Annotated in this window: 28 protein-coding genes; 14 read left to right on the forward strand and 14 right to left on the reverse strand. The window is 65.5% G+C overall.

Annotated elements, in window-relative coordinates; genetic code table 11:
• Positions 1 to 145: 145 nt before the first annotated feature.
• From Q673_RS35915 to Q673_RS23715, 8 genes are all read left to right on the forward strand, one after another.
• Positions 146 to 1,144: a hypothetical protein gene (locus Q673_RS35915; RefSeq protein ID WP_081711983.1), complete on the forward strand. Its 999-nt coding sequence runs from the start codon at positions 146 to 148 to the stop codon at positions 1,142 to 1,144.
• A gap of 40 nt (positions 1,145 to 1,184) precedes the next feature.
• The gene (locus tag Q673_RS36460) at positions 1,185 to 1,991 is read left to right on the forward strand and encodes a hypothetical protein (protein WP_152527080.1); all 807 of its coding nucleotides are present in this window, start codon (positions 1,185 to 1,187) and stop codon (positions 1,989 to 1,991) included.
• Between the two features lie 72 nt (positions 1,992 to 2,063).
• Entirely contained in the window at positions 2,064 to 2,783 is a 720-nt protein-coding gene (locus Q673_RS35920) for an FRG domain-containing protein (RefSeq protein ID WP_081711984.1), read from the forward strand.
• Between the two features lie 203 nt (positions 2,784 to 2,986).
• Complete coding sequence (locus tag Q673_RS23695) at positions 2,987 to 3,331, forward strand: hypothetical protein (protein WP_023005144.1); 345 nt, start codon at positions 2,987 to 2,989, stop codon at positions 3,329 to 3,331.
• Between the two features lie 51 nt (positions 3,332 to 3,382).
• Positions 3,383 to 4,231 carry an MOSC domain-containing protein gene (locus tag Q673_RS23700; RefSeq protein ID WP_023005145.1) on the forward strand — a complete coding sequence of 283 codons (849 nt, stop codon included), beginning with the start codon at positions 3,383 to 3,385 and terminating at the stop codon, positions 4,229 to 4,231.
• A 92-nt stretch (positions 4,232 to 4,323) separates the two neighbouring features.
• A complete protein-coding gene (locus tag Q673_RS23705; protein ID WP_023005146.1) occupies positions 4,324 to 4,764 on the forward strand; it encodes a YtoQ family protein in 441 nt (146 codons plus the stop codon).
• Positions 4,765 to 4,811: 47 nt separating this feature from the next.
• On the forward strand, positions 4,812 to 5,186 hold the full coding sequence (locus Q673_RS23710; protein ID WP_023005147.1) for a DUF488 domain-containing protein: 375 nt from the start codon (positions 4,812 to 4,814) through the stop codon (positions 5,184 to 5,186).
• Between the two features lie 85 nt (positions 5,187 to 5,271).
• On the forward strand, positions 5,272 to 6,246 hold the full coding sequence (locus tag Q673_RS23715) for an alpha/beta hydrolase (RefSeq protein WP_023005148.1): 975 nt from the start codon (positions 5,272 to 5,274) through the stop codon (positions 6,244 to 6,246).
• 81 nt (positions 6,247 to 6,327) lie between these two features.
• On the opposite strand, the gene Q673_RS23720 is transcribed toward Q673_RS23715, so the two are convergent.
• Complete coding sequence (locus tag Q673_RS23720) at positions 6,328 to 6,768, reverse strand: DUF411 domain-containing protein (RefSeq protein WP_023005149.1); 441 nt, start codon at positions 6,766 to 6,768, stop codon at positions 6,328 to 6,330.
• Positions 6,769 to 6,916: 148 nt separating this feature from the next.
• On the reverse strand, positions 6,917 to 7,126 hold the full coding sequence (locus Q673_RS23725; protein ID WP_023005150.1) for a hypothetical protein: 210 nt from the start codon (positions 7,124 to 7,126) through the stop codon (positions 6,917 to 6,919).
• 256 nt (positions 7,127 to 7,382) lie between these two features.
• Here Q673_RS23725 and Q673_RS23730 point away from each other — a divergent pair, with 256 nt between their 5' ends.
• Positions 7,383 to 8,156: a glutaredoxin gene (locus Q673_RS23730; RefSeq protein ID WP_023005151.1), complete on the forward strand. Its 774-nt coding sequence runs from the start codon at positions 7,383 to 7,385 to the stop codon at positions 8,154 to 8,156.
• Between the two features lie 57 nt (positions 8,157 to 8,213).
• Here the strand turns inward: Q673_RS23730 and Q673_RS23735 are convergent, their stop codons facing one another.
• From Q673_RS23735 to Q673_RS23750, 4 genes are read right to left on the reverse strand one after another with little or no spacing between them, the layout of a single operon-like run.
• On the reverse strand, positions 8,214 to 8,861 hold the full coding sequence (locus Q673_RS23735; protein WP_023005152.1) for a response regulator transcription factor: 648 nt from the start codon (positions 8,859 to 8,861) through the stop codon (positions 8,214 to 8,216).
• Positions 8,858 to 10,405 (reverse strand): PAS domain S-box protein, encoded by a 1,548-nt coding sequence (locus tag Q673_RS23740; RefSeq protein ID WP_023005153.1) that lies wholly within the window; start codon positions 10,403 to 10,405, stop codon positions 8,858 to 8,860. Before Q673_RS23740 ends, Q673_RS23735 begins: the two co-directional genes overlap by 4 nt.
• Entirely contained in the window at positions 10,405 to 11,073 is a 669-nt protein-coding gene (locus Q673_RS23745) for a 2OG-Fe(II) oxygenase (RefSeq protein WP_023005154.1), read from the reverse strand. The genes Q673_RS23740 and Q673_RS23745 overlap by 1 nt, the downstream gene beginning before the upstream one ends.
• 19 nt (positions 11,074 to 11,092) lie before the next feature.
• The gene (locus Q673_RS23750) at positions 11,093 to 11,728 is read right to left on the reverse strand and encodes a CoA pyrophosphatase (protein WP_023005155.1); all 636 of its coding nucleotides are present in this window, start codon (positions 11,726 to 11,728) and stop codon (positions 11,093 to 11,095) included.
• Positions 11,729 to 11,806: 78 nt separating this feature from the next.
• On the opposite strand from Q673_RS23750, the gene Q673_RS23755 reads away from it, so the two are divergent.
• Positions 11,807 to 12,364 carry an NUDIX hydrolase gene (locus Q673_RS23755; RefSeq protein ID WP_023005156.1) on the forward strand — a complete coding sequence of 186 codons (558 nt, stop codon included), beginning with the start codon at positions 11,807 to 11,809 and terminating at the stop codon, positions 12,362 to 12,364.
• Positions 12,365 to 12,393: 29 nt separating this feature from the next.
• On the opposite strand, the gene Q673_RS23760 is transcribed toward Q673_RS23755, so the two are convergent.
• Entirely contained in the window at positions 12,394 to 12,708 is a 315-nt protein-coding gene (locus tag Q673_RS23760; protein WP_023005157.1) for a Nif3-like dinuclear metal center hexameric protein, read from the reverse strand.
• A gap of 227 nt (positions 12,709 to 12,935) precedes the next feature.
• On the opposite strand from Q673_RS23760, the gene Q673_RS23765 reads away from it, so the two are divergent.
• The 3 genes from Q673_RS23765 (at position 12,936) to Q673_RS23775 (ending at position 15,661) form a co-directional block, all read left to right on the forward strand.
• Positions 12,936 to 13,442: a fasciclin domain-containing protein gene (locus Q673_RS23765; protein ID WP_023005158.1), complete on the forward strand. Its 507-nt coding sequence runs from the start codon at positions 12,936 to 12,938 to the stop codon at positions 13,440 to 13,442.
• A 200-nt stretch (positions 13,443 to 13,642) separates the two neighbouring features.
• Positions 13,643 to 14,656, forward strand: coding sequence for a lipid A deacylase LpxR family protein (locus Q673_RS23770; protein WP_023005159.1), 1,014 nt, complete (start codon positions 13,643 to 13,645; stop codon positions 14,654 to 14,656).
• Between the two features lie 162 nt (positions 14,657 to 14,818).
• On the forward strand, positions 14,819 to 15,661 hold the full coding sequence (locus tag Q673_RS23775) for a fructosamine kinase family protein (RefSeq protein ID WP_023005160.1): 843 nt from the start codon (positions 14,819 to 14,821) through the stop codon (positions 15,659 to 15,661).
• 3 nt (positions 15,662 to 15,664) lie between these two features.
• On the opposite strand, the gene Q673_RS23780 is transcribed toward Q673_RS23775, so the two are convergent.
• Genes Q673_RS23780 through Q673_RS23790 form a run of 3 tightly spaced genes read right to left on the reverse strand, consistent with a single transcriptional unit; the run spans position 15,665 to position 20,344 of the window.
• Complete coding sequence (locus Q673_RS23780; RefSeq protein ID WP_023005161.1) at positions 15,665 to 16,780, reverse strand: ABC transporter permease; 1,116 nt, start codon at positions 16,778 to 16,780, stop codon at positions 15,665 to 15,667.
• A 1-nt stretch (position 16,781) separates the two neighbouring features.
• Positions 16,782 to 19,511: a ribosome-associated ATPase/putative transporter RbbA gene (gene rbbA, locus Q673_RS23785; protein WP_023005162.1), complete on the reverse strand. Its 2,730-nt coding sequence runs from the start codon at positions 19,509 to 19,511 to the stop codon at positions 16,782 to 16,784.
• Positions 19,508 to 20,344 carry an HlyD family secretion protein gene (locus Q673_RS23790; protein WP_442778050.1) on the reverse strand — a complete coding sequence of 279 codons (837 nt, stop codon included), beginning with the start codon at positions 20,342 to 20,344 and terminating at the stop codon, positions 19,508 to 19,510. Before Q673_RS23790 ends, rbbA begins: the two co-directional genes overlap by 4 nt.
• A gap of 12 nt (positions 20,345 to 20,356) precedes the next feature.
• Between Q673_RS23790 and Q673_RS37210 the strand changes: the two genes are divergently transcribed.
• Positions 20,357 to 20,647: a hypothetical protein gene (locus Q673_RS37210; RefSeq protein WP_235048488.1), complete on the forward strand. Its 291-nt coding sequence runs from the start codon at positions 20,357 to 20,359 to the stop codon at positions 20,645 to 20,647.
• Positions 20,648 to 20,679: 32 nt separating this feature from the next.
• Here Q673_RS37210 and Q673_RS35520 read toward each other — a convergent pair whose 3' ends face one another.
• From Q673_RS35520 to Q673_RS23810, 4 genes are read right to left on the reverse strand one after another with little or no spacing between them, the layout of a single operon-like run.
• Positions 20,680 to 21,291 carry an ABC-type transport auxiliary lipoprotein family protein gene (locus Q673_RS35520; RefSeq protein ID WP_023005164.1) on the reverse strand — a complete coding sequence of 204 codons (612 nt, stop codon included), beginning with the start codon at positions 21,289 to 21,291 and terminating at the stop codon, positions 20,680 to 20,682.
• Positions 21,292 to 21,347: 56 nt separating this feature from the next.
• On the reverse strand, positions 21,348 to 22,286 hold the full coding sequence (locus tag Q673_RS23800) for an MlaD family protein (protein WP_023005165.1): 939 nt from the start codon (positions 22,284 to 22,286) through the stop codon (positions 21,348 to 21,350).
• Between the two features lie 2 nt (positions 22,287 to 22,288).
• A complete protein-coding gene (locus Q673_RS23805; protein ID WP_031217758.1) occupies positions 22,289 to 23,071 on the reverse strand; it encodes an ABC transporter ATP-binding protein in 783 nt (260 codons plus the stop codon).
• Positions 23,072 to 23,076: 5 nt separating this feature from the next.
• Positions 23,077 to 24,201, reverse strand: coding sequence for an ABC transporter permease (locus Q673_RS23810; protein ID WP_023005167.1), 1,125 nt, complete (start codon positions 24,199 to 24,201; stop codon positions 23,077 to 23,079).
• Positions 24,202 to 24,236: the final 35 nt, after the last annotated feature.

A 24,236-nucleotide genomic window follows, 5' to 3' on the forward strand; every position in this document is an offset into this window, starting at 1 on the left:
GCAGCCACCTGAATAGTTACCTAGTATTTTCAATAATATAGGGCGTGGTCGGTCACGCAGCATAACATTGTTGAACGCTCATGCTCGTTCAAGTGAAATATCGAGCACGCAGTCTAATACCTGTTGACAGTACTAAGGAAAAGTCATGAGCATCCTCAAAAATGCACTAGATTCAATCGCTGTGGGCTTAGAGGATTTTGAATCACCTGATGAACGAAGGATTATCTCATCAACACGGAATATATTTGCGGGCATCTTGCTTTTGTTTAAGCACAAGCTTTGCGAGCTAAGCCCTCAAGGTTCCGATGAAGCCCTTATCAAGCAGAGGGTCCTGCCAGAACTTGATGCAACAGGAGCAGTTAACTGGATTGGAAAGGGCAAAAAAACTGTAGATGTGCAGAATATTAAAGAACGTTTTGAGTCTTTGAATATATCCGTTGATTGGAATCGCTTGGAGAGAATCAACAAATACAGGAATGATATAGAACACTACTACAGCACCCTGAACAGTGAATCTGTTAAACAGTTGATTTCCGACTCTTTTATTATCATTCGAGACTTTATAGTAGATGAACTGGGTGGTGATCCAAAATCGCTACTCGGTGAGGGCTACTGGAAAATTCTTGTGGACGTGAACGAAGTTTACGCCAAGGAAAAGCAGGAGTGCGATTTAACTCTGGAGAAACTCAGCTACTACACCGATACAATTCTTCACGCACTACAAGAATATCATTGCGATGAGTGCGGCTCCGGCTTGCTTGAAACCGAGGATTTAGGTGATGGAGCAGCGGCAACATTCAAATGTCGAGCTTGTGGAACTGAGACTCACTATGACGACATAGTAAACGATGCGGTGAACGAATTTTACGCCGATGAGGCGTACTCCGCTCATAAAGACGGCGGCGATACGCCTGTTGTCGACTGTCCTTTGTGCGGTTTTGGGACCTACATTGTCCATGAAGGTATTTGCGTTTCATGTTGCGGGTCCGCTACTCATGAGTGTGCAAGGTGTGGCTGCAATATTCCTCCAGAGGAACTATCCGACGGTGACAATTGTGGCTACTGTGCTTACATGTGGGAAAAGTTATGGCGGAGTAACGTACAGTTAACCATGTGGTCAACGGACGCCTACTGCGCTGCGTAGCCGCCCATTACCACGGCGTTAGGCCTCAGGGAGTGAGTTTGTGCATTACGCTAAATCTAAGCGCGAGAAAAAATCTATATGCAACCTCTGTAGAGAGGAAAAGGCGCTCTCGTGGGACCATGTTCCACCGAAAGGCGGAATTGATCTTGGCCCTGTTGAAATGGAAACAGTCTTCGAGATCATGGTCGGAGACCGAGAGAAGCCGAAGTTGAGGGAGTCGCAAAATGGGGTCAAGTACAGGACTATTTGCAGTGACTGCAACTCGCTTTTAGGCCGTGAGTATGATCCCACCATTAATGATTTTGCCAAGTCAGTTGGGCGTTACTTAAAGTCGGGTGTCGCGCTCCCTGAGGAGGTTTCCCATAAGGTTAAGCCGCAAAGGTTAATGAAAGCTATGCTCGGGCATATAGTTGCTGCCAAGGTCGAGATAGAAGATACCGCCTTTGATCAGGCGGCAAGAGCATATGTGCTCGACCCTAATATGGCACTTCCGGAAGATATCCATATTTTCTATTGGGTTTATCCTTACGCTACATCGGTGGCGATCCGAGATTTCGGCATGTTTGTTCCCAGAGGGACGTTCAATGAACCTGCTGTGTTTCAACTGCTCAAATACTACCCCATAGCGTATCTGTGTAGCACCAAACCTGAATACGCAGGACTTCCAGCCCTATCTTGGTATCGAGATGCTGAGTTAGATTTTGAAATCGAGATCCCAATAAATTTGAAGCGGGTAGAAGATCTCTACTGGCCTGAAGCACCAAATGACGAAGACAACAATATATTTTTTGGCGGGCAAAGCGCTGCAGCAGCAGTCCATGCACGGCCCAGAGAGAACAAGGCTTAACAAGGTGGTCAACGAGACGCCAACTACGCTGTGCTCTGTTGGCGCCCATTACTACGTCGTTAGAAGTTAAGGATGAATATGGAGATTCGTTCATTTGCTGAGTTTCACGAAGCTTTTTCAAAATATCGGCCTGATAATCGATGGATGTTTCGAGGACAGGCCGACTTCAGTTGGCTCGTAAAGCCAAAGTCAGGCCGTAGCCCGTACTGCGAAAAAGATGACTTAGACTATTTGGCAAGCTGGAAAAGAAAGGCTTCTGAATATATACAGAGCAAGCCAGAAAACGAATGGGATTGGATGGCAATTGCACAGCATCATGGTCTGCCCACGAGACTACTAGATTGGTCATACAATCCACTTGTAGCTGCGTTTTTCGCATGTCTTTCCGAGCCAAAAAAAGATGCAACGATTTTTTGCCTTCTCCCACATTGGATGATATCCCCTGAAAAAGATAGTCCAGATGACTTGACTAAAATAGCCAAATATAAACCTAATATGGTGGCATCTCGAATTGGCCGACAAAGTGGGCTATTCACAGTTCATCCCTATCCAGAAGTCGATCTGAAAGACGGGATTAGCAAACAAGACAAACTAGAAATTCATACGATAAACTCAGGTTATAAATCCCAACTACTATTTGAGCTGAATCATTATGGCATAAATCGACTGACACTCATGGGTGATCTAGATGGTTTGTCTGCGCACATGTGTTGGACGCTTGAAAACAGGCGCTACTGGTCAGATCATGACGAATTTATGCGGGAGCTCGCCGGTGAAACTGCTAACAAGTAAAATCAGCCTGCGTGATAAAGCTGCGTGGCTGCCATAAGCGTTACATCAGCCTCACTGAACGGCCGCTTCTGGCCGAAACCGGTCCTCCGACATGTTGGCCAACAGCGACACTAGCCCCGCGTCATGCGGGATGCGGCCGATAGTGATGGCTTCGGCGCAACTTCTGGTACACTCCCGCCATCCCTGAGGTAGACGGAGACACGATGGAAACGGAACTCACCGAGTTCGAGCGGCAGATGCGCCGCGAGATCAACTCATTCATGCACAACGAACAGCAGACCCGGCGCAAGGCGGCCACCCAGCCCCCCGAATGGCCCGCCGACGACGCCACCCCCGCCAAGCCCCAGCGCAGCAAGCCCGCCGGCGCGCCGAAGACCGGCCACGTGGTGAAGCTGGCGGTACGCACCAAGCAGCTCGAGATGGACACGGTGTTCGAGCACATCTCTTCCAGTATCTCCAAGGTCGAGGCCCAGCTGGAAGCCGAGAAAGCCGCCCGCAAGGCCGGCTATCCCATCATCGGCTACGTGATCGAGACCACCCGGCTGTAATCCTCCCGCGGCTGGGATAGGCTCAGGGCATCGCCCTGCCTGGAGCCCGCAGTGAAGATCACCCAGCTCAACATCTACCCGGTCAAGTCGCTGGGCGGCATCGCCCTGGACACGGCCGAGCTGACCGCCGAAGGCCTCGCCTGGGATCGCCGCTGGATGGTGGTGGACGACGTGGGGCGCTTCGTGACCCAGCGTCAGCTGCCGGCCATGGCGAGTATTCGCGTGCGCCTCGAGGCCGATGCCCTGGTGCTCGAACACCCCGCGGCGGCGCCGCTTCGCGTGCCGCTGGCGGCGGAGTCGCTTCCCCGCCTGCCGGTGTACGTGTGGGAGGACTGCTGCGAGGCCCTGGACGAGGGCGCCGAGGCGCGCGACTGGCTGGGCGCGGTGCTGGGCGACTGGCGTGGCAGCGGCCTGCGCCTGGTGCGCTTCGCCCCCGAGCATCGCCGCGCCGTCGAGCCCCATTACCTGGCGCCCGGCGAGCGGGCCCATACCGGCTTCGCCGACGGCTATCCGCTGCTGGTGGTGAGCGAGGGCTCGCTTGCCGAGGTGAACCGGCGGCTGGCCGCTAAGGCGCTCGACCCGGTGCCCATGAGCCGCTTCCGGCCGAGCCTGGTGGTCGATGAGGCCGCTCCCTTCGCCGAGGATGGCTGGGACACCCTGGTCGCTGCCGACGGCGCCTGGCGCCTGGGGCTGCGCAAGCCGTGTCAGCGCTGCAAGATCACCACCGTGGACCAGCACAGCGGCGAGATCGCCGTGCCCGACGAGCCGCTGCGCACCCTGGTGGAGATGAACACCCGCCTGGCGCCCGGCGGCTACTTCGGCCAGAACGCCATCGTCCTCGAGGGTGAGGGGGCCAGCCTCTCGGTGGGTGATGAGCTGATGACCAGGGGGCGCGCCTAGCTGCAGCGTCGCAGGATTATTTGGAAAAAAATTCCATTTATTTTCTCGAGCGTTATCATGGCGGATCAAGTCCCGACACCCAGGAGCCCCGCATGAGCTTTCACGTCTATCTTTCCGGCGAGATCCATACCGACTGGCGCGACGAGATCCGCCGCGGCGCCGAGGCCGCCGGCCTCGATGTGGTGTTCACCGCCCCGGTGACCGACCACGACGCCAGCGACGCCGCCGGTGACCACCTCGGCGAGACCCCAAGCCAGTTCTGGCGCGATCACCAATCCTCCAAGGTCAACGCCATCCGCACCCGCACCCTGATCGAGCAGAGCGACATGGTGGTGGTGCGCTTCGGCGACAAGTACAAGCAGTGGAACGCCGCCTTCGATGCCGGCTACTGCGCCGCCCTTGGCAAGCCCTACGTCACCCTGCACGGCGAGGAGATCGTCCACCCCCTCAAGGAGGTCGACGCCGAGGCCCAGGCCTGGTGCACCACCACCGACCAGGTGGTCGAGATCCTGCGCTACGTGCTCAAGGCCTGAGGCCGGTCGGCTACACTGGGGGCGTCACCCACCACAGGAGGACGCCCATGAGCCTGGCCCTCAAACGCGCCTTCCAGGCGCCTGCTGCCGAGGATGGCCACCGTGTGCTGGTCGACCGGCTGTGGCCGCGTGGCGTGGCCAAGGCCGACGCCCGCATCGATGACTGGCCCAAGGAGGTCGCCCCCGGCGATGCCCTGCGCCAGGCCTTCCACGCCGGCGAGCTCGACTGGGGCGAGTTTCGGCGCCGCTACCTGGCCGAACTCAAGGCGCATCGCGAGACCCTGCGCCCGCTGGCCAAGCGCGCCGCCCGGGAGCGCGTGACCCTGGTGTTCGCCGCCAAGGACGAGCAGCACAACAACGCCGTGGTGCTTGCCCAGTACCTGGCCATGCTCGAGCCGCGGCTGCGCGCCGAGTCGCCGTGATCGGTGCAAGGCGGTCATTTCCGCAGCAGCTGCTAACTTCAAGGGTGAGGCGGCGTCCCGGCCGCCGCTGCGCGAGGTGGCCGCCATGCTGTTCATCACCAACCGTTTCCCTACCCAGAGCATCCGCACCCGGGTCAATCGCAACTTCACCTTCGACCTCAACAACAACGCCGCCGGCAACTCGGTCTACTACTGCGAGCGCCAGGGCCTGGACGATTACCTCGAGATCGGCAGCACCGCCTTCCTGCAGCGGCTGAAGCAGGCCAACGTGCGCCAGGTGCTGATCTACCTGCACGGCTTCTCCAACCTGCCCGAGGATGTCTTCGCCGCCGTGGCTGAGTTCCAGGGGCTGTGCGACGCCGTCCGGCCCGGCGAGGTGCTGGCGGTGCCGCTGGTGTGGCCCTGCGACAACGACTTGGGCGTTGTCAAGGACTACTGGGACGACCAGGAGTCCGCCGACATGAGCGCCTTCTCCTTCGCCCGGGTGCTGCAGCGCTTCCTCGACTGGCGCGAGGGCGAGCAGTTCGAGCAGGATCCCACCCCCTGCCTCAAGCGCATCAACGTGCTGGCCCACTCCATGGGCAACCGGGTGCTGCGCGAGACCCTGCGTGTGTGGCGCAAGTACTCGCTGCCCGGCGGGGTGCCGCTGCTGTTCCGCAACACCTTCCTGGTCGCCGCGGACATCGTCAACGAGTCGCTGGAGGAGGGACACAGCGGCGAGCTGATCACCCATGCCTCGCGCAACGTCACCGTCTACTTCGCCTCCGATGACCTGGCGCTGCGGGCCAGCAAGGCCTCCAACCTGAAGAACCGCATCGCCTCCCGGCGCCTGGGCCACTCCGGTCCGGAGGACATGAGCCGGGTGGGGCGCAACGTCTTCGCGGTGGACTGCGACGACGTCAACACCCGCTACGACTTCCCCAAGGGGCACTCCTACTTCCGCTCCGGCACCACCTTCGGCGAGCCCGGCGTGGTGTTCCGCCACCTCTTCACCGCCCTGGAGAGCGGCCGCGTCTTCCCCGAGGACGAGACCCGGCGCATGACCATCCTCAGGGAGTGAGGCCTGTTACGAACAACGCCGCCCCGGGCGAGGGCCCGGGGCGGCGTTCCTGGCGGGGCACCCTGTGCCGGGTGCCGCGACTCACAGCGTCATGAAGGGCGCGGCCTCGCCGTTTCGGAACTGGTAGACGTTCCAGGCCTCCTGCTTGGGTCCCGGCATGCCGGGGGTGCCGATGGGCATGCCGGCCAGGCCGATGCCATCGGTGTCGGGACGCTCCTCGAAGAGCTTCTCCAGCGCCGCGAAGGGGACATGCCCCTCGATGACATACTCGCCCATCTCGATGGTGTGGCAGGCCCCCAGCCCGTAGGGCAGGCCGGCGTCCTGCTTGACCTGGCCGACCGGCACGTCGTCGACGATGGTGACCTCGACGCCCCACTCCTCGAGGTGGCGGGCGTACTCGTCGCAGCAGCCGCACTGGGGGTTCTTGTAGAGGGTCGCCTCGTCGGGCAGGGCGGCGTGGGCGCTGCCAGCGCCGAGCAGCAGCGCGGCAGAGGTGAGCAGGGTAGGGGCGAGACGGGTCATGGCATGGCTCCTGGTAGGGCGAAAGGTTGACGTTTTGTACTGACCTGAGGCTCTCGGCGTCATCGATGGTTCATTCTGCCCCGGACCCGTCGCGGTCCGACATGACCCAGGGCAAGTGTCGCGGGCGCGGGGATGGCGCCCGCCCGGTTCACTGTGCGTCGTCGGTGCTGCCGGTCCCCCAGCGCAGCCGCTCGCGCTGCTCGGGGTCGAGCTGCTGGATCATGCCGGGTCCCATGATGCCCGGGCCATAGCCCATCATGCCAGGGCCCATGCCGCCCTGAGCCGAGGCCGCGCCGCTGGCGGCGAGGCCCAGGCCGGCGGCCAGTGCGATGGCGAGAATCCGCTTGTGCTTGCCCATGGTCGTTACCCTCCTGTTGCCGTCGAGAGAGCGTCTGCCTTCCAGGGAGAGGAAGGCGAGGCGGGTGTACCGCATGAGTTTACAACCTGTGGGTTACCCCATGGTCAAGCGGTGGTCCGCTGCGCCGACTTGACCCTTGGGTAACACAAGGGTTCTAGGCTCTAGGGCAGCATCAAGATCCCCCGCTCGCCCCGCTGCGGGGCCTTCCCGCCCCGCCTCCCGCGGCTTGAGCGGCGACCACAGGAGGAGGATATCCATGAGCAGCATCGCCAAGTCACCCGCCGCCGCGCATGAGGTGGCCCGTGTCTATCGCATGAAGACGAGCGATCACCTCTGCCCGTTCGGCCTCAAGACCCTGGACCTGCTGAGGCGCAAGGGGTACGCGGTGGAGGACCATCCCCTGACCTCCCGGGACGCGATCGAGGCGTTCAAGGAGGAGGCCGGGGTGGAGACCACGCCTCAGGTCTATCTCGGCGATGAGCGGGTGGGGGGCTACGAGGAGGTCCGCGCCCACCTGGGCCTGAGCGTGCCCGGCGAGCAGGAGACCTCCTACCGGCCGGTCATCGCCATCTTCGCGACCGCGCTGCTGATCGGCCTGGCGGTCAGCTGGGCGGCCAGCGGCAGCGTGCTCACGGCGCGCATGCCGGAGTATGCGATCGCCTCCGCCATGGTGCTGCTCGGTCTGCAGAAACTGCAGGACGTCGAGAGCTTCAGCACCATGTTCCTGAACTATGACCTGCTCGCCCAGCGCTACGTGCCCTACGGCTACCTCTACCCCTTCGCCGAGACCCTGGCCGGTGTGCTGATGCTGGCGGGTGCCCTGACCTGGCTCGCTGCCCCCCTGGCCCTGTTCATCGGCACGGTGGGTGCGGTCTCGGTCTTCAAGGCCGTCTATGTCGACAAGCGCGAGCTGAAGTGCGCCTGCGTCGGCGGCAACAGCAATGTCCCCCTGGGGTTCGTGTCGCTGACCGAGAACCTGGTGATGGTCGGCATGGGCCTGTGGATGCCGTTGAAGGCGCTGGTGGCCTGAAGGCGGGCCGCCGCAACTGTCGGCCAGGACGTCGTGGCCGGCTGTCCGGGGTGCGGTTCAGTCGCCCGCGCTGGGGGAGGCGGGCAGCGCCTCCACCAGTCCCAGGGCCACGCAGAGCCGCACCAGCTCGGCCAGGTTGGCGGCGCCCAGCGCCTTCATGGCGCGCAGCCGGTAGACCTCCACCGTCTTGGGGCTGATGTCGAGGCGCTCGGCGACCTCGCGGCTGGTCAGCCCACCGGCGACGTGCACCAGGATCTCCCGCTCCTTGGGGCGCAGCGCGGCGTAGCGCCGGCGCAGGGTGGAAAGCCTCTCCGCTTCCTGCCGGGCCCGCTGGTGGGCCAGCAGCGCCTGCTGCACGGTGTCGATCAGCTGCTGGTGGTTGAAGGGCTTCTCGATGAAGTCGCGGGCGCCCGCCTTGAGGGCGGCGACGGCCATGGGCACGTCGCCATGGCCGGTCATGATGATCACCGGCGGGGCCTGCTCGCGCTCGGCCAGGCGCTGCTGCACCTGCAGCCCCGAGAGGCCCGGCATGCGCACGTCCAGCAGCACCGTGTCGAAGCCCTGCGGGTCGGCGGCGAGGAAGGCCTCGCCGTCGGCGAAGGCGCGGCTCGCGATGCCCACCGACTCCAGCAGCCAGGCGAGCGACTCGCGCAGGGCGTCGTCGTCGTCGACGATGGCGATACAGGGCGTGGGCGTCTCGGTCATCGGCGCGTGGCGGGCTCGGTGGGGGAGGATTCGGCCAGCAGTGTAGCGGCAAAGGTGGCGCCGCCGGAACCGTCCGCGGGGAGCAGGCGCAGCGAACCGCCCATCGCCTCCATCAGCGACTGGCTGATGGCGAGCCCCATGCCGAGCCCCTCGGGGCGGCTCGAATGGAAGGGAGCGAAGATCCGCGCGGCCTGTGCGGACGGCACCCCGGGGCCCTGGTCGCTCACCGTCAGCGTCACTTCGCGGCGGCCGGTGCGCCTGGCCGCCAGGGTGACCCGCTCGGCGCCGGGGTGCTCGCGGCTCGCCTCCAGCGCATTGAGCAACAGGTTGACCAGCACCTGCTCCAGCGCCACCGGGTCGGCGATCACCCGCGGCAGCCCGGCCGGCAGGGCCAGCTCGACCTCGACCCGGGCCTGCTGGAACTGCCACTCGCAGAGGCGGCAGGCGGCGTCGGCGACCTCGTCGAGGTCCAGCGGGCGCGTTCGCACCTGCCCCTTGCGCACGAAGGTGCGGATATGGCGCAGCCGCTCGGCGAGGCGCGCCACCTGCTCGCGGATGCGCTCGAGCGGCAGGCGCAGCGCCTCGGCGGGCGGCGCCGGGTCGGCGTCGAGCTTGAGCAGGGCGCCGCTGGCGTAGTTGGCGATGGCGCCCAGCGGCTGGTTGAGCTCGTGGGCGATGTTGGAGGCGAGCTCGCCGGTGGTGGCCAGGCGGTTGGCGTGGGCGATCTGGTCCTGGTGGCGGCGCGCCTGGGCCTCGGCCGCCTTGCGCAGGCGGATGTCGCGGTTGAGCAGCGAGACATGCCCGGGCTCGGCGCCGGGGCCGGAGTGCGCCATCACCACGCTGAGCACCGGGACCGGCCCGTCGGAGCCGCGCATCTCCAGCTCGCCGCTCCAGGAGCCGTAGCGGGCTACCGCGGGCAGCACGATGTCGCGCAGGTCGGCGAGCGATGCCTCGGTGTAGGCGTCGGCCAGCTGCCGCGTGGCGCCCTCGCGCGGGGTGTGCAGCAGGCGCCGGGCGGCCTCGTTGACGTAGAAGAGGCGCTCCTCGGCGTCCATGAACAGCACCGGGTCGGTGGTGGACTCCACCACCCGCGCCAGCCGCTCGCGGTTGGCCTCGGCGCGGATGCGCCGACCCACATCGCGGGATACGCAGAGGATGTCGAGCAGCTCGCCGCTTACCGGGTCGCGCCGGGTGCGGCTGGTGGTCTCGAACCAGACGTAGTGGCCGTCCCGGGCACGGAAGCGGTAGGTCTGCTGGTAGAAGCCGTCGTGGTAGTAGACCCGCGGCGACTTGTTGAGCAGGTCGGCCAGGTCCGCGGGGTGGAAGAGGTCATAGGCGGAGACCCCGATCAGCTCCTCCGGCTCGTAGCCGAGCAGGTCCCGGGCGGCGCCGGAGGCATAGAGGAAGGTGCCATCCCGGGCGTGGCGCGAGATCAGGTCGGTGCTGCTCTCGGCGAGCCAGCGATAGTGGTCGCGCTCGGCCTCGAGCTCGGCGCAGCGCGCCGCCAGGGCGGCCAGCTTCGCGGCCTCATCCTCGCCGGCCATCAGCGCGCCGGGTCCACCAGGCCGCCCAGCGAGGCGTTGCGCCGGAACCAGCCGGCGATGCTGGCGCGGGGCAGGCGGGTGGGGAGCACCTCATGGGGTACCGTCTCGGAGAGGAAGCAGGCGAAGTTGCCGGCCGCCGGCCGGACTCGAGCCACCTCGCGCTCGGGGTCGTCGGGGGCGAAGATCAGCATCTCGCCGCCGCCATCCTCGGGCCAGTCGGGGTTGAGGTAGCCCACCGTGGAGATCACCCGGTTGGCGCGGCCACGGAAGCTGTCGAGATGCTTGCGATAGAAGGCCCCGGGCGGATAGTGGGCGAAGTGCGCCTCGTACTCGAAGAGCCCCAGGAACAGTGCCTGGTTGAGCGCATGCTGCAGCTCGCCCATGGCGGCCAGGTAGCGCCGCTGGGCCTGACTCTCGCGGTCGAGCCAGTGGATGGCGTCACCGCGGATGTCGCGGCGCAGGGCGTGCTCGCTGCCGCGGCCGATACCGGCCGCGGCCAGGGCATCGCGCTCGGCGCGGTCGCAGAGCTCGGCATGCAGGGCGGCGCAGACTCCGGCATCGAGTACCCCTTCGCCCAGGTACCAGCCCTGTTCCACCAGGGCGTCGATCAGGTGGGGCAGGGTCGCGGGGGACAGCACGGGAGGGGCATTCGGCGTGGCAATCTGCATTCGGCGTCGGATCCGCGGCTCAGGTGGTGGCGTGCTGCTGGATGCGCAGCAGGCGATCGGGAAAATAGCACAGCGGCCCCGGAGGTTCGCGATGCAGGTCGATCGGCTGGCCGAAGCCCTCGGCCAGCAGTTCCACCAGCATCATCGCCGAGAGCCCCCAGATCACCTGGCCGTCGACGTGGTAGTTGGGCACATACCAGGGGCGGCCGTCCACCGGGATGACGTCGGTATGGTGGCGGCGATCCTCCAGGAAGAGCGCCAGCGGTACCTCGAAGATCAGGTCGAGCTCGGTGGGGTCGGGCACAAGCGGCAGGTCCGGCGGGATCAGCCCCACCCAGGGGGTGACGCGCAGGCCATGCAGGGAGGCGACCTCGGAGAGCCGCCCCAGCAGCTCCACACGTTGGGGCGGCAGGGCGATCTCCTCATGGGATTCACGCAGGGCGGTGGCCAGCAGGTCGGGGTCCTGGGGCTCACGCTTGCCGCCGGGAAAGGCCACCTGGCCGCTGTGGGTGTTGAGATGGCCGGCGCGTCGGGTGAACAGCAGGGTCGGTTCGGGACGGTCGACGATGGGAATCAGCACCGCCGCCTCGGGCAGGCGCAGCCCCAGGCGGCGCGGGCGGTGCGCTTGCAGGCGTTCGCGAAGTTTCTCTAACATGGGGTGTCCGTCGGGTTTGCTTACTTCTACCCGGCCCCCTTCCGCGGCGTCAAGCCCGCCAGCCTGCCAGGGAGCCCCATGAACTTCTGCAGCCACTGCGGCCATACCGTGCGCTTCGCGATTCCCCAGGGCGACGACCGTCCCCGCTACCTGTGCGACGCCTGCGGCACCATCCACTACCAGAACCCGCGCATCGTCGCCGGCACCCTGCCGGTAAGCGGCAGCCGGGTGCTGCTGTGCCGCCGGGCGATCCCGCCGCGCCATGGCTACTGGACCCTGCCGGCGGGCTTCATGGAGAACGCCGAGACCACCGTCGAAGCGGCCGCCCGGGAGACGCTCGAGGAGGCCTGCGCCGAGGTGCGGGTGCATGGGCTCTACACCCTGATCAACCTGCCGCATATCAACCAGGTCTACATGATGTTCCTGGCCGACCTGGAGGGGGGCTTCGATGCCGGGCCCGAGAGCCTCGAGGTGGCGCTGTTCGAGGAGCACGAGATCCCCTGGGACGCGCTCGCCTTCCCCACCATCGAGCGCACCCTGCGCCACTTCTACCGCGACCGCCAGGCGGGCCGCTACCCGCTGCATATCAGCGACATCACCGCCGAGGACCGCGAGCGCTACTTCGGTTCCGCCTGACAGGGCATCTTCCTGACGGCGGGCCGCCCTCAGTCGAGGCTCTCGAGCCGCCACAGGTCGAAGGCGGGCTCCTCGTAGGGGTGGGCGAGGCGCAGCGCCGCCACCGCCTGGCGGATCAGTGCGTCCTCGCACACCAGCTCCACCTTGAGCTCCTCCACCCGTTCGAGGTTGCCCACCCGGCCGATATGCGGGTCGGCCCCCTCCAGGGGCCGAAATTGCCCGGTGCCCCGGGTCTGGAAGCAGCACGCCTCGTAGTCGCCAATGCGCCCGGCGCCGGTGGCGAACACCGCCTCCTTGACCGCCTCGGCGTCCTCCACGGGGACGAAGAAGGCCAGCTTGTACATGGTCGCTCTCCCTTGATGCCTGCCATTCGCCTCCCTTGTGCCATACCCCGGGCCGTCTCGTCAGCCTCTCGCCTGGCGTCGAAAAAAAATTCTGCGACAGGGGTGAACTTCTTGTTCAATACATGTACAAATAAGTTGACCTGTACAGCTATGCGGCCGTCGCCGCCGGGTCGTTCCCCTGACCACACCAGGCCCTCTACCGGGGCCACCGTGAACGAGGTGAGACCATGATCCACAAGAAGATGAAGACCGTTGGCTGGATGACCGCCGCTGCCGCAGGCGTGCTGCTTTCCGCCGCCGCCCAGGCCGACCATCACGGAATGAAGAAGGATATCGTCGATACCGCCGTGGAAGCCGGCCAGTTCGAGACCCTGGTGGCCGCGGTGCAGGCCGCCGGCCTGGTCGAGACCCTCAAGGGCGAGGGGCCCTTCACCGTCTTCGCCCCCACCGACGAGGCCTTTGCCGCCCTGCCCGAGGGCACGGTGGAGTCGCTGCTGGAGGAGGAGAATCGCGACCAGCTCCAGTCGATCCTCACCTACCACGTGGTGGCCGGCAAGATCATGGCCGAGGACGCCATGGCCGCCGACAGCGCCACCACCGTCCAGGGCCAGGACCTGACCATCACCACCATGGATGGCAGCGTGATGATCGACGACGCCACCGTCATCCAAGCCGATATCGAGACCAGCAACGGTGTCATCCACGTGATCGACAGCGTGCTGATGCCTGAGTGAGTCCCAGCGGGAGACCGCTGATCTGCTAGTCCATGCTCTGTCCCTGCTTGCCGCCCCGCCCCGGGCGGCTTTTTTTGGTCTTGCGCCGGCTATCTCGACCCGGCAAAGATGATGTCGGCCGTTGACTGGCTGGTTAGATCGCTTATGATGTTTCGTTAAATACATTCTTGTTTGTATGTAAATAGAGGGGGAGGGAGGCCATGCCGCAGTTCCATGCCACACCATGGCGTACCATCGCCGCGGCGAGCCTGCTCTTCGCCATCATGCCGCCTGTGCACGCGCAGCAACCGGCATCGGGGTTGCTGACGATTAAATCCGAGAACGACAGCTATTCCGTCTTCAGCGATTCGGATGGGCACTATACCAACGGGGTCGAAGCCATCTGGTCATTCGAACCCGAGGCGCAGCACTGGCTTCACCGGGTCGCCGCCATCCTACCGGGCTGGCGTGACAGCGGGCTGGATGGCGGGGCGTATCGTCTGACACACCAGATGTATACCCCCGAGGAGATCCGAATCCCCCGCCTGGTCGAGGACGACCGCCCCTATGCGGGCCTGTTGCTGGGCGGTATCTCGCTCTTCGATAACGTGCCACATGCTGGCTGGCGGGAAGCGCGAAGCCTCAACCTAGATGTTGGCCTGGTGGGGCCGGCCTCGGGGGCCGAGTTGCTCCAACGCGAGTTCCACGAGGTCATCGCCGCGGACAAGCCGCGTGGCTGGGATCATCAGCTGAATAACGAGCCGGTGGTCAACCTGGCCTACAAGCACACCTGGATCGATCGCGCTTCAGTGGCGGGGCTCGACCTGGAGTACGGTCCCCGGCTGGGCTTCGCGTTGGGGAACCTCTACACCTACGCCGCCTCGGGCCTCGGGTTGCGTCTCGGCTCCAACCTCGATGCCAGCTTCGGCATCCCGGCCATCGCCCCGGCCCAGGGCGGCTGGTCATACTTTCGACCCGACCAGGACTTCAACTGGAGTGCCTTCGCCTCTCTGGAGGGGCGCTACATGGCCCACAACCTGCTGCTCGACGGCAATACCTTCGAGGATAGCCACTCGGTGGATCGCGAGGAGTGGGTGGGGGATGCCTTGATTGGCGTGGCGCTGTCCTGGGATCGCTGGCAGCTTTCCCTGGCTCACGCCTGGCGCACCAAGGAATTTGCCTCCCAGAATGCCCACCACGCCTTCGGGTCGCTCACCCTGTCGCGCTGGTTCTGAACGGTCGCCATCGATAAGTCCGAAGCGGCGGTGTTGGCGTAAGCCCCTCACTGCAGCGAGCGACGCGGCCGCGACAGGGCGATCATCAGGAAGACGCCGCCCCTTGACGCCCATCGCCACGACGGCAAGCCTGGGGCTCCTGGCCATGACGGGAGGAGACAGATGGAGTCGAGTCTGCAGAGCTGCCTGGCCGCAGCCGGGCTGACGCCGAGAGGTGAGCTCGAGCCGCTCTCGGGTGGCGATATCGCCGCGGTCTATCGCCTGGCCACCGACCATGGCGAGGTGGTGGTCAAGCGTGACGCCGCCGAGCGCCTGGCGGGTGAGGCCGATGGGCTGCGTGCCCTGGCGGCGGCAGGCTCGGGGCTGGTGGTGCCCGAGGTGCTGGCCGAAGGCGATGGCTGGCTGGTGATGGAGGCGCTTGAGGTGGCACCCGGTCGCCGTGATCCGGTGGCCCTGGGCGAGGGATTGCGACGGTTGCATGAGGCTACCGAAGAGCCCCATGGCTGGCCTTGTGACAACGCCTGCGGGCGGACTCCCCAGCCCAATGCGCCGCTATCCGATGGCCGTGCCTTCCAGCGCGAGCGTCGGCTGCTGCCGCTGGCCGAGGCGTGCCATGCGAAAGGTCTACTCGATCATCGATTGCGCGCCCGGGTGGAGGCCATCGCCCACGGTCTGGAGGCATGGCTGCCTGATGCCCCGGCGAGCCTGGTGCATGGTGACCTGTGGTCAGGCAACGTACTCTTCACTCCGTCGGGACCCGCGCTGATCGACCCGGCGGTCTATCGCCACTACCCGGAGGTGGACCTGGCGATGCTGACCCTGTTCGGTGCACCGGGCGAGGCCTTCCTCGAGGCCTACTGGGATGGCGAGCCACCAGTGGAGTGGCCGCGCTGCGAGACGCTGTTCCAGCTCTACCCGCTGCTCAACCACCTGCTGCTGTTCGGCGGCGGCTATCGTGGAGCCGTGGAACGTGCGGTAGCGCGGCTGGAGGCCGGCATATCGTGAATGTTACTGCAGCGAGCGACGCAGGCGTGACAGGGCAATCACGAAGAAGCCGGCACCGATGGCGGCCAGGGCCAGCAGTTGGGGCCAGATAACCGCGACCCCGGCGCCGCGGAACAGCACCGCCTGGGCCAGTTGGATGAAGTGGGTGGTGGGGGCAGCGAGCATGATCTGCTGCACCAGCTCGGGCATGCTCTCGCGGGGTGTCATGCCACCGGAGAGGATCTGCAATGGGATCAGCACCAGGATGATCAGCAGGCCCAGCTGAGGCATCGAACGGGCCAGGGTGCCGAACAGGATGCCCATGGAGGTGGTGGCGAAAAGGTGCAGAGCGGCGCCGAGCAGGAACAGTTCCACCGAGCCTCGCACCGGCACCTCCAGCCAGCCCTGGACTACCAGGCGCAGGGCCAGCGCCGAGGCGACCAGCACTACAGCGGCCATGGACCATACCTTGGCCAGCATAATCTCCAGTGGCGTGACCGGCATTACCAGCAGGTGCTCGATGGTGCCGTGTTCTCGTTCGCGGATCAGCGCAGCCCCGGTGAGGATGATCGACAGCATGGTGATCTGGTCGATCACCGAGTTGATCGCACCGAACCAGGCACGATCCAGGTTGGGGTTGTAGGCGGTGCGTATCACCGCCTCCACCGGCATGACCGGTTCGGCGCGGTGGCGGGCCAGGAACTCGGCCACCTCGGCGTTCATGATCTGCTGTATATGGCCGGCGCCGGTAAAGGCCTGGGAGACCTGGGTGGCGTCGACGTTGAGCTGGATTTCGGCACCGCGCCCACCTAGCAGGTCGCGCTGGAAGTCGGGGGGAATGTCCAGGGTGAAGGTAAAGCGACCACTATCCATGCCAGTGTCCATCTGTTCCCGGGTAATTGATTCGGGGGGTAGGAAGTAGGGCATTTGCAGGGCGTCGATCAGCCGCCAGGAGAGGGCCGAGGCGTCTTCGTTCACCACCCCGACGGTGGCGCGATTCGGCGACTCGGGGACGGCCGTGGCGCTGGTATGGATATCCAGGCTGAAGGCATAGAGGATCAGCAGTACCATCGCCGGGTCCCCGGCCAGGCTGCGCAGCTCCTTGATCCCCAGCTGCAGGATATTGCCCAGTGATGGCATTTTATTTCTCCTGGTCGCGTAGGCCGGCCACGCTGGCCAGCGTCAGTAGCGGAATCGCCACCAGCAGCGGCACGAAGTAGGGCCACAGCTCGGTGAAGCCCAGGGCCTTGGAGAATACTCCCCGCGTGATGATCAGGAAGTGCGTGGTGGGGTAGGCCTGGCCGACCAGGGCACTGATGCCCTCCATGGCCGAGACCGGGTGGAGCATCCCCGAGAATTGCACCGCTGGGATCAGGGTGAGAACCGCGGTGCCGAAGATGGCAGCTATCTGGCTGCGCAGCAGCGATGAGATCAGCAACCCCAGGCCGGTGGCACACAGCAGATAGAGCAGGGCGGCCAGGCCAAGGGTTGCCAGGCTGCCGCTGATGGGGACCTTGAAGACCCATACCGAAAGTGCCACCAGGGTGACGAAGTTGACCATGCCCATGGCCACGTAGGGCAGCTGTTTGCCGAGCAGGAACTCGGTACGGGTGACCGGCGTGACATAGAAGTTGGTGATCGACCCCATCTCCTTCTCGCGCACCACGCCGAGCGCGGTGAGCATGGCCGGAATCATCATCAGCAGTAGCGGAATCACCGCCGGCACCATGGCGGGCAGACTCTCCACGTCGGGGTTGTAGCGGTAGCGAAGGGCGATCTCCACGCCCGGGACTGCCACGGGAGCCCCCGACTCGCGAGCCAGGGTCTGCAGGTAGTTAGTGTGCAGGCCCAGGGCGTAGCCCTTGATGGTATCGGCTCGGGTGGGCATGGCCCCGTCGATCCAGAAGGCAATCTCGGGAGTCGCGCCGCGCTTGAGGTCTCGGCCGAAGCCGGGCGGGATCTCCACCGCCAGGCTGATATCGCCGCTGCGCATCCGAGACTCCATCTCGGCCTGGTTGGTCAGTGCCGGGCGCTCGGTGAAGTAGCGCGAACCGGACAGGTTGAGGACATAGGCCTGGCTGGTGGTGGTCTGGTCGTGGTCTAGGACCGCATAGTCGAGGTTCTCGACATCCAGGCTGATGCCGTAGCCGATGATGAACATCAGCAGCACGGTGCCAAACAGGGCCAGGATGCCGCGCAGCGGGTCGCGGCGCAGCTCCATGCTCTCCCGCCGGGCGTAGCTCATCAGGCGTTTGAGACTGAAGACCGGCGGGTCACGATGGGAGCCCGACGTCTCGGTTGCCTGGGGCGTGGCCTGCAGGTCGGCGGGGGGCTCATCGGAGGCCTCCTCCAGCCAGGCGATAAAGGCCTCCTCGAGGGTGTCGGTACCGCGCTCCTTGCGCAGCGCCTCGGGAGTGTCACAGGCCAGTACACGCCCCGCGTGCATCAGCGAGATTCGATCGCAGCGCTGGGCCTCGTTCATGAAGTGGGTGGAGATGAAGATGGTCACGCCCTCTTCCCGCGAGAGCCTGACCAGCTCGCGCCAGAAGGCATCCCGGGCCACCGGGTCGACCCCGGAGGTGGGCTCGTCGAGGATCAGGATCTCGGGGCGGTGCAGTATAGCCACGGCCAGAGAGAGCCGCTGGCGAATGCCCAGCGGCAGCCCACCCGACAGGCTGTCGGCAACCGCTGTCAATGCGAAGCGCTCGAGCATCTCCTCGATACGCGCCTCGTGTTCAGCCTGGGGCAGGTGGAAGAGCCGCGCATGTAGGGCGAGGTTCTGGCGCACACTGAGCTCGCCATACAGGGAAAATGCCTGGGACATGTAGCCCACCCGGCGTCGGGTCGCCAGATCCCGGGGATCGACCCGCTGGCCGAACAGCTCGGCCTCGCCTTCGCTTGCCGGCAGCAGGCCGGTGAGCATCTTCATGGTGGTGCTCTTGCCGCAGCCGTTGGAGCCCAGGAAACCAAAGATCTCACCACGCTCGATGCGGAAGTCCACGCTGTCAACGGCGGTGAAGTGGCCGAAGCGCTTGGTCAGCCCGCGGGCCGCGATGGCGATGCTGTCACAGGCGGTGCGTTGCGGGATGCTGATGGGGTGATGCTGGCGGCGCCTCGCCTCGGGCAGCAAGCCGATGAAGGCGTTCTCCAGATCGTGCGTCCCGGTGCGTTCCAGTAATTCTGCAGGCGACCCGCTGGCCAGGGGCCGGCCGGCATCCATGGCGACCAGGTGATCGAAGTGCTGGGCCTCATCCATATAGGCGGTGGCAACGATCACGCTCATTTCCGGGCGCGCTCTGCGGATGCTTGCGATCAGCGCCCAGAACTGACTGCGTGATAGCGGGTCGACGCCGGTGGTGGGTTCGTCGAGGATCAGCAGGTCTGGGTCGTGGATCAGCGCACAGCACAGCCCCAGCTTCTGTTTCATGCCGCCGGAGAGCTTGGCCGCCGGTCGCTCAGTAAAGGAAGCCAGCCCCGTGGCGCGGGTCAGTGTCGCGATACGCCGATCCCGTTCGGCGCCATCCTGACCGAACAGCCTGCCGAAGAACTCGAGATTTTCGCGTACCGATAGGGTGGGGTAGAGGTTCCGACCCAGTCCCTGGGGCATATAGGCGATGCGCGGGCAAGTCAGGCGCCGGTGGTGGCCATCGCGCATGTCACCGCCGAGTACCACGATTCGACCCTGCTGCAGGCGTCGAGCCCCGGCGAGCAGCGCCAGCAGGCTGGACTTGCCCACCCCGTCGGGGCCGATCAGGCCGACCATCTGGCCGGCCGGAAGGTCCAGGCTGATATTGTCCAGGGCGAGGATTTCGCCGTAGCGCTGGGTTACCCCCGCGATGCTGGCGACCTGAGCTGCCTGCTGCGGACTCATGGCGTGACTCGGATCTCGAGGGTGTCGGGCCAGTTGGCTGCGTCGTCGAGCTTCAGGTAGGCCAGGCCCGGCAGCCCGGTCTTGACCTGTTCGATATGACGGCGCAACAGTTCGGGATCGATCCTGGCGCGCACGCGGAACATCAGCTTCTCTCGCTCGCTCTCGGTCTCCACGCTCTTGGGGGTGAACTGGGCGACGCTGGCCACGTAGCTGACACGCGCGGGGATCACGTATTCCGGCGCGGCGTCCAGCACCAGGCGGGCCTCGTCGCCGATGGCCACCCGGCCCGCCTCTCGGGTAGGCAGGAAGAAGGTCATGTAGACATTGGTGAGATCAACCAGGTTGAGCACCTTGCCCCCGGCCCCCAGCACCTCGCCGGGTTCGGTAATGCGGTACTGCACGCGGGCCAGGCGGTCCGCCGTCAGCACGCTGTCATCCAGGTCGGCCTGGATGCGCGTCAGGGTTGCTTCACTGGCCTCGACCTGGGACTGGGCCTCGATGACCTGGGATTCGGTGGCGCGGATGGCGGCACGGGCGGAGAGTACCTGGGCATTGGCCGAGGCCAGGGCCGCCTGCTGGCTCTGCCAGGCGGCCAGGGTGTCATCGAACTGTTGGCGAGAGATGGCATTACGGTCCACCAGGCTGGCGGCGCGCTCGTAGCGTTTGCGCGCCGCCTCGAGCTCGGCCTGGCGTTGGCTGACCACCGCCTGAGCGGCGCTCAGCTCGCTCTCGCGGAGTGCCACCATGGCCCGGGCCGTTTCCAGGGCATTCTCGGCGCGGCGCCTCTGGGCCCGGGCCTGGGCGAGCTCGGCCTCCAGGGTTGCGGTATCCATGCGGGCAACTGCTTGGCCGGGCTCGACGATCTCGCCTTCATCGACCAGTACCTCGGCAAGGCGACCGGGAAGCCGCGTGGCAACATCGATCTCGGTGGCTTCAATTCGGCCATTTCCCGATGTCAGGCCCGGATGCTCGGTTTCCGGCTGCAGCGCCCACCAGGCTACCCCTGCCAGCAAGGCAAGCGCTGCCATGACAAGGACCACCTTCAGCAAGCGCCCGGTAACGCGGTTGCCCATGCCGATTCTCCCCATTCCTGGAACTCCCTTGATGATACACGTTATCCGCCGGAGGTGCCGTGAGCTATATCAAGGAGCTGTGGCATCCTGATGATCTACTGGTCCTCCAGAACCTCTATCGCCCAGCCTGTCAGAACTTCGGCGAGCTCATCGCTTGCCACACCGAAGGCCATCACCGCCGCCTCGGGCGTGGCGTCGCTGGCCTCGGCCATGGTCTCGAAGCGGCGGCTGGCCAGCAGCTTGCGACTGGATTCGTCCATCAGCTGGGCGTCCAGGCGCACCTCGGCCCGGCGAGCATCACCGTCGAGGCGCAGGTGAAAGGCGGCAATATGGCCGCTCAGGACCGCATCGCTGCGTGCGTTGCTGTTATCGTCGATGACGCCGCCCAGGCGGTTCGCATGACGAAAGGTCTCGAGCAGTCGCTCCTGCAGAAGTCGTGGGGCATCGTCCCGCCAGCGCACGCCGGCCCAGGCCTCGTATTCGTCCGGGGCGGGCATCACCAGCAGCTGGTTGCCGCCGTGAGGCGCGCTGGCGGTAAGCGAATCGATGCGCAGGGTAGCGCTTGTGGTCGGGCCCGAGGCATCGATATCGGTACCCCCGGGCAGGGCGAACAGCCGCTGGGGCTCGCGCTCGGGCAGGATCGTGCAGCCGGCCGCAAGCACCAGCAGCAGGGCCAGCAGCGTGGGGGCAAGGTGGCGTGGGCTCATGGGCTGGATTCTCATGGCGTGTGCGTTCAAGGGGTGTACTTTCAAGGATCGTACTTTCAAGGGTCGTATTGGGGCAGCGGGTCGCGGCCCAGCAGGGCGTCGGCGGGGCTCTCCTCGAGGCGCCGCACCAGGCGGTTGAGGGCGCGCAGCGCGGCGTGCAGTTCCCGCATGGCAGGATCGAGCTCGCCGATGCCCTGCAGCCCCTGGGCGATATCCTGTTCGTGGTCGGCGGTCAGGCGGGCCAGCCGGCCGGCACCCTCTTCCAGGGAGGCCATGGCGCGTTCGGCGCGGCTCAGGGTGCGCTGGCCCTCCGCGTCGAGCAATCGGTCGGCACGCTCGCCAAGCCGGGCGTAGGTCGCAAGCGTCGCCTCGGCCTGGATCAGGGTGGCTTCGACGCGCTCGCCGAGGGCCGCCAGGTCGAGCTCGTCGCCGGAGAGGCGGGCGGTGGCCTGCTCCAGGTTGGCCAGGCTCCGCGACAGGTGCGCGACGTTGTCGTCGGAGAGCAGCTCGCTGGCGCCATCGAGCAGGCGATTGAAGCGGATCATCAGCTGTTCGCTGTTGCTGAGCAGCGAGCTCAGCGGCGAGGGGTCTGCCTGGATCAATGGCGGGTCGTCGCGGTCGCCCTCCAGGCGCTCGCTCTCCGGGGTTCCGCCGGAGAGCTGGATGTTCATGCTGCCGGTGATATTGGCCAGGGCCAGGCTGGCACGGGTGTCGGCCTTGATGGGGATGTCGCCGTAGACGCGGATCAGCGCCCGCACCTGGCGAGGATCCTGGGGATCGAGGCGCAGTTCGACCACATTGCCTACCTCGATGCCGCTATAGTTCACGGCGTTGCCCTCCGCCAGTCCGCTGACGGCACGGTTGAAGCCGACCTCATACCAGGCATAGTCACGGTCGACACTGGACTTGCCGAGCCACAGCGCGAACAGCAGCGCGCCACCCAGGGCGAGCACGGTGAACAGGCCGATCAGCACATGGTGAGCGCGAGGCTCCATGGTCAACTCTCCTTGGCGGTGCGAGCGGCGCCTTCGGCCGCGCGGCCCCGTGGGCCGTGAAAGTAGTCGTGAATCCAGGCGTCCTCGGTGGCCGCCACGCTCTCGAGGCGACCGGCCACCAGCACGCGGCCCTGAGCCAGCACCGCCACCCGGTCGCAGGCCGTGTAGAGGGTGTCCAGGTCGTGGGTGACCAGGAACACGCTCAGGCCCAAGGCGTCGCGCAGGGTCAGCAGCAGCTGGTCGAAGGCCGCCGCGCCGATCGGGTCCAGGCCGGCGGTGGGTTCGTCCAGGAACAGCACCTCGGGGTCCAGCGCCAGGGCCCGGGCCAGGGCGGCGCGTTTGATCATGCCTCCGGAGAGCTCGGCGGGGTACTGGATCGCCGCCTTGGCGGGTAGTCCGGCCAGGGCGAGCTTGACCCGGGCCAGGCCCTCGGCATCGGTGCGGGAAAGCCCGATGTGCTCGATCAGCGGCAGGGCAACGTTTTCCTGCAGGGTCAGCGACGTGAACAGTGCCCCGCGCTGGAAGAGCACCCCGAAGCGGCGCTCCACCCGGGAGCGGTCCCGGGGCGAGAGACGCTGCAAGTCCTCGCCGAACACTTCGATGCGTCCGGCGCTGGGGCGGTGCAGCCCGACGATGCTGCGCAGCAGTACCGACTTGCCGGTGCCGGAGCCACCGACCACGCCGAGGACCTCGCCCGGGTAGAGGTCCAGGTCCAGCCCCTGGTGGACGACATGGCGACCGAAGCGGTTCTCCAGGTCGCGTACGCGAATCAGCGGTGGCGGCATCTCACTCACCAGCCCATCTCCATGAAGAACAGCGCCGCCAGCGCATCGAGCAGTATCACCATGAAGATGGACTGCACCACGCTGGAGGTGGTGTGCTCGCCCACCGACTGGGCGCTGCCGCTCACCTTGAAGCCCTCGAGGCAGCCGATCACCGCGACCACGAAGGCGAACAGCGGGGCCTTGCCGATGCCCACCAGGAAGTGCTGCACGGCGATATCCCGCTCGAGGATGGCGACAAACTGCACCGCCGAGATGTCCAGGGCCACCAGGCAGACCAGCGCCCCGCCGAGGATGCCGCTGAGCATGCCCACGAAGGTGAGAATCGGCAGCGTCAGCATCAATGCCAGCACCCGCGGCAGTACCAGCAGCTCCATGGGATCGAGGCCCAGGGTGCGGATGGCGTCGAGCTCCTCGTTGGCCTTCATGGCGCCGAGCTGGGCGGTGAAGGCGCTGGCGGTGCGACCGGCGAGCAGGATGGCGGCCAGCAGTACGCCGAACTCGCGCAGGAAAGCGAAGGCGACCAGGTTGACGGTGTAGATAGTAGCGCCGAAGTCGCGCAGCACCGTGGCGCCGAGGAAGGCCACCACCGCACCCACCAGGAAGGTGAGGAGGGCGACGATGGGCAGGGCATTGAGGCCGGTCTGGTGGACCTGGGCCACCACCGCGGTGGGCCGCCAGCGACGCGGGTGCCAGAGGGTGGCGGCCAGGGTGGCGAGGGTCAGGCCGATGAAGCCGAGCAGCTGGCGTTGCTGCTGCCAGAGGCCGTCGACCCGCTGGCCGGTCTCGGCCAGGAAATCACGCACCGGGCGTGCCGGCCGCAGTGCGGGAGGCGAGTGTCCCACCATGGCCTCACCCAGGGTACGCAGCAGGGCGCGACGGGGCGCAGGAAGCGCGGGAGCCCAGTCATCGATGGCGGCGAGTTGCTCGCTGCCGACCAGCTCCATCAGCAGGGTGGCACCGGCGGTATCCAGGTCAGCGATTTGCGAGAGATCGATGCCCAGCGAGGAGGGCTCGCGTATCTTCGCCAGGCCCTCGACCCGACGCTTCAGCGTGGCGTAGTGGGGGAGAATCCAGTCACCGCTGATGGCCAGGCGGTCGTCCTGCTGGTCGATGTGGCCCGGTTCGGTCATGGTCGAGGGGGAGCTCGCATTCGGCGTGTCACCAG

Origin of the sequence: Halomonas sp. PBN3 (assembly GCF_000475415.1) — a bacterium.
Classification (GTDB): domain Bacteria; phylum Pseudomonadota; class Gammaproteobacteria; order Pseudomonadales; family Halomonadaceae; genus Halomonas; species Halomonas shengliensis.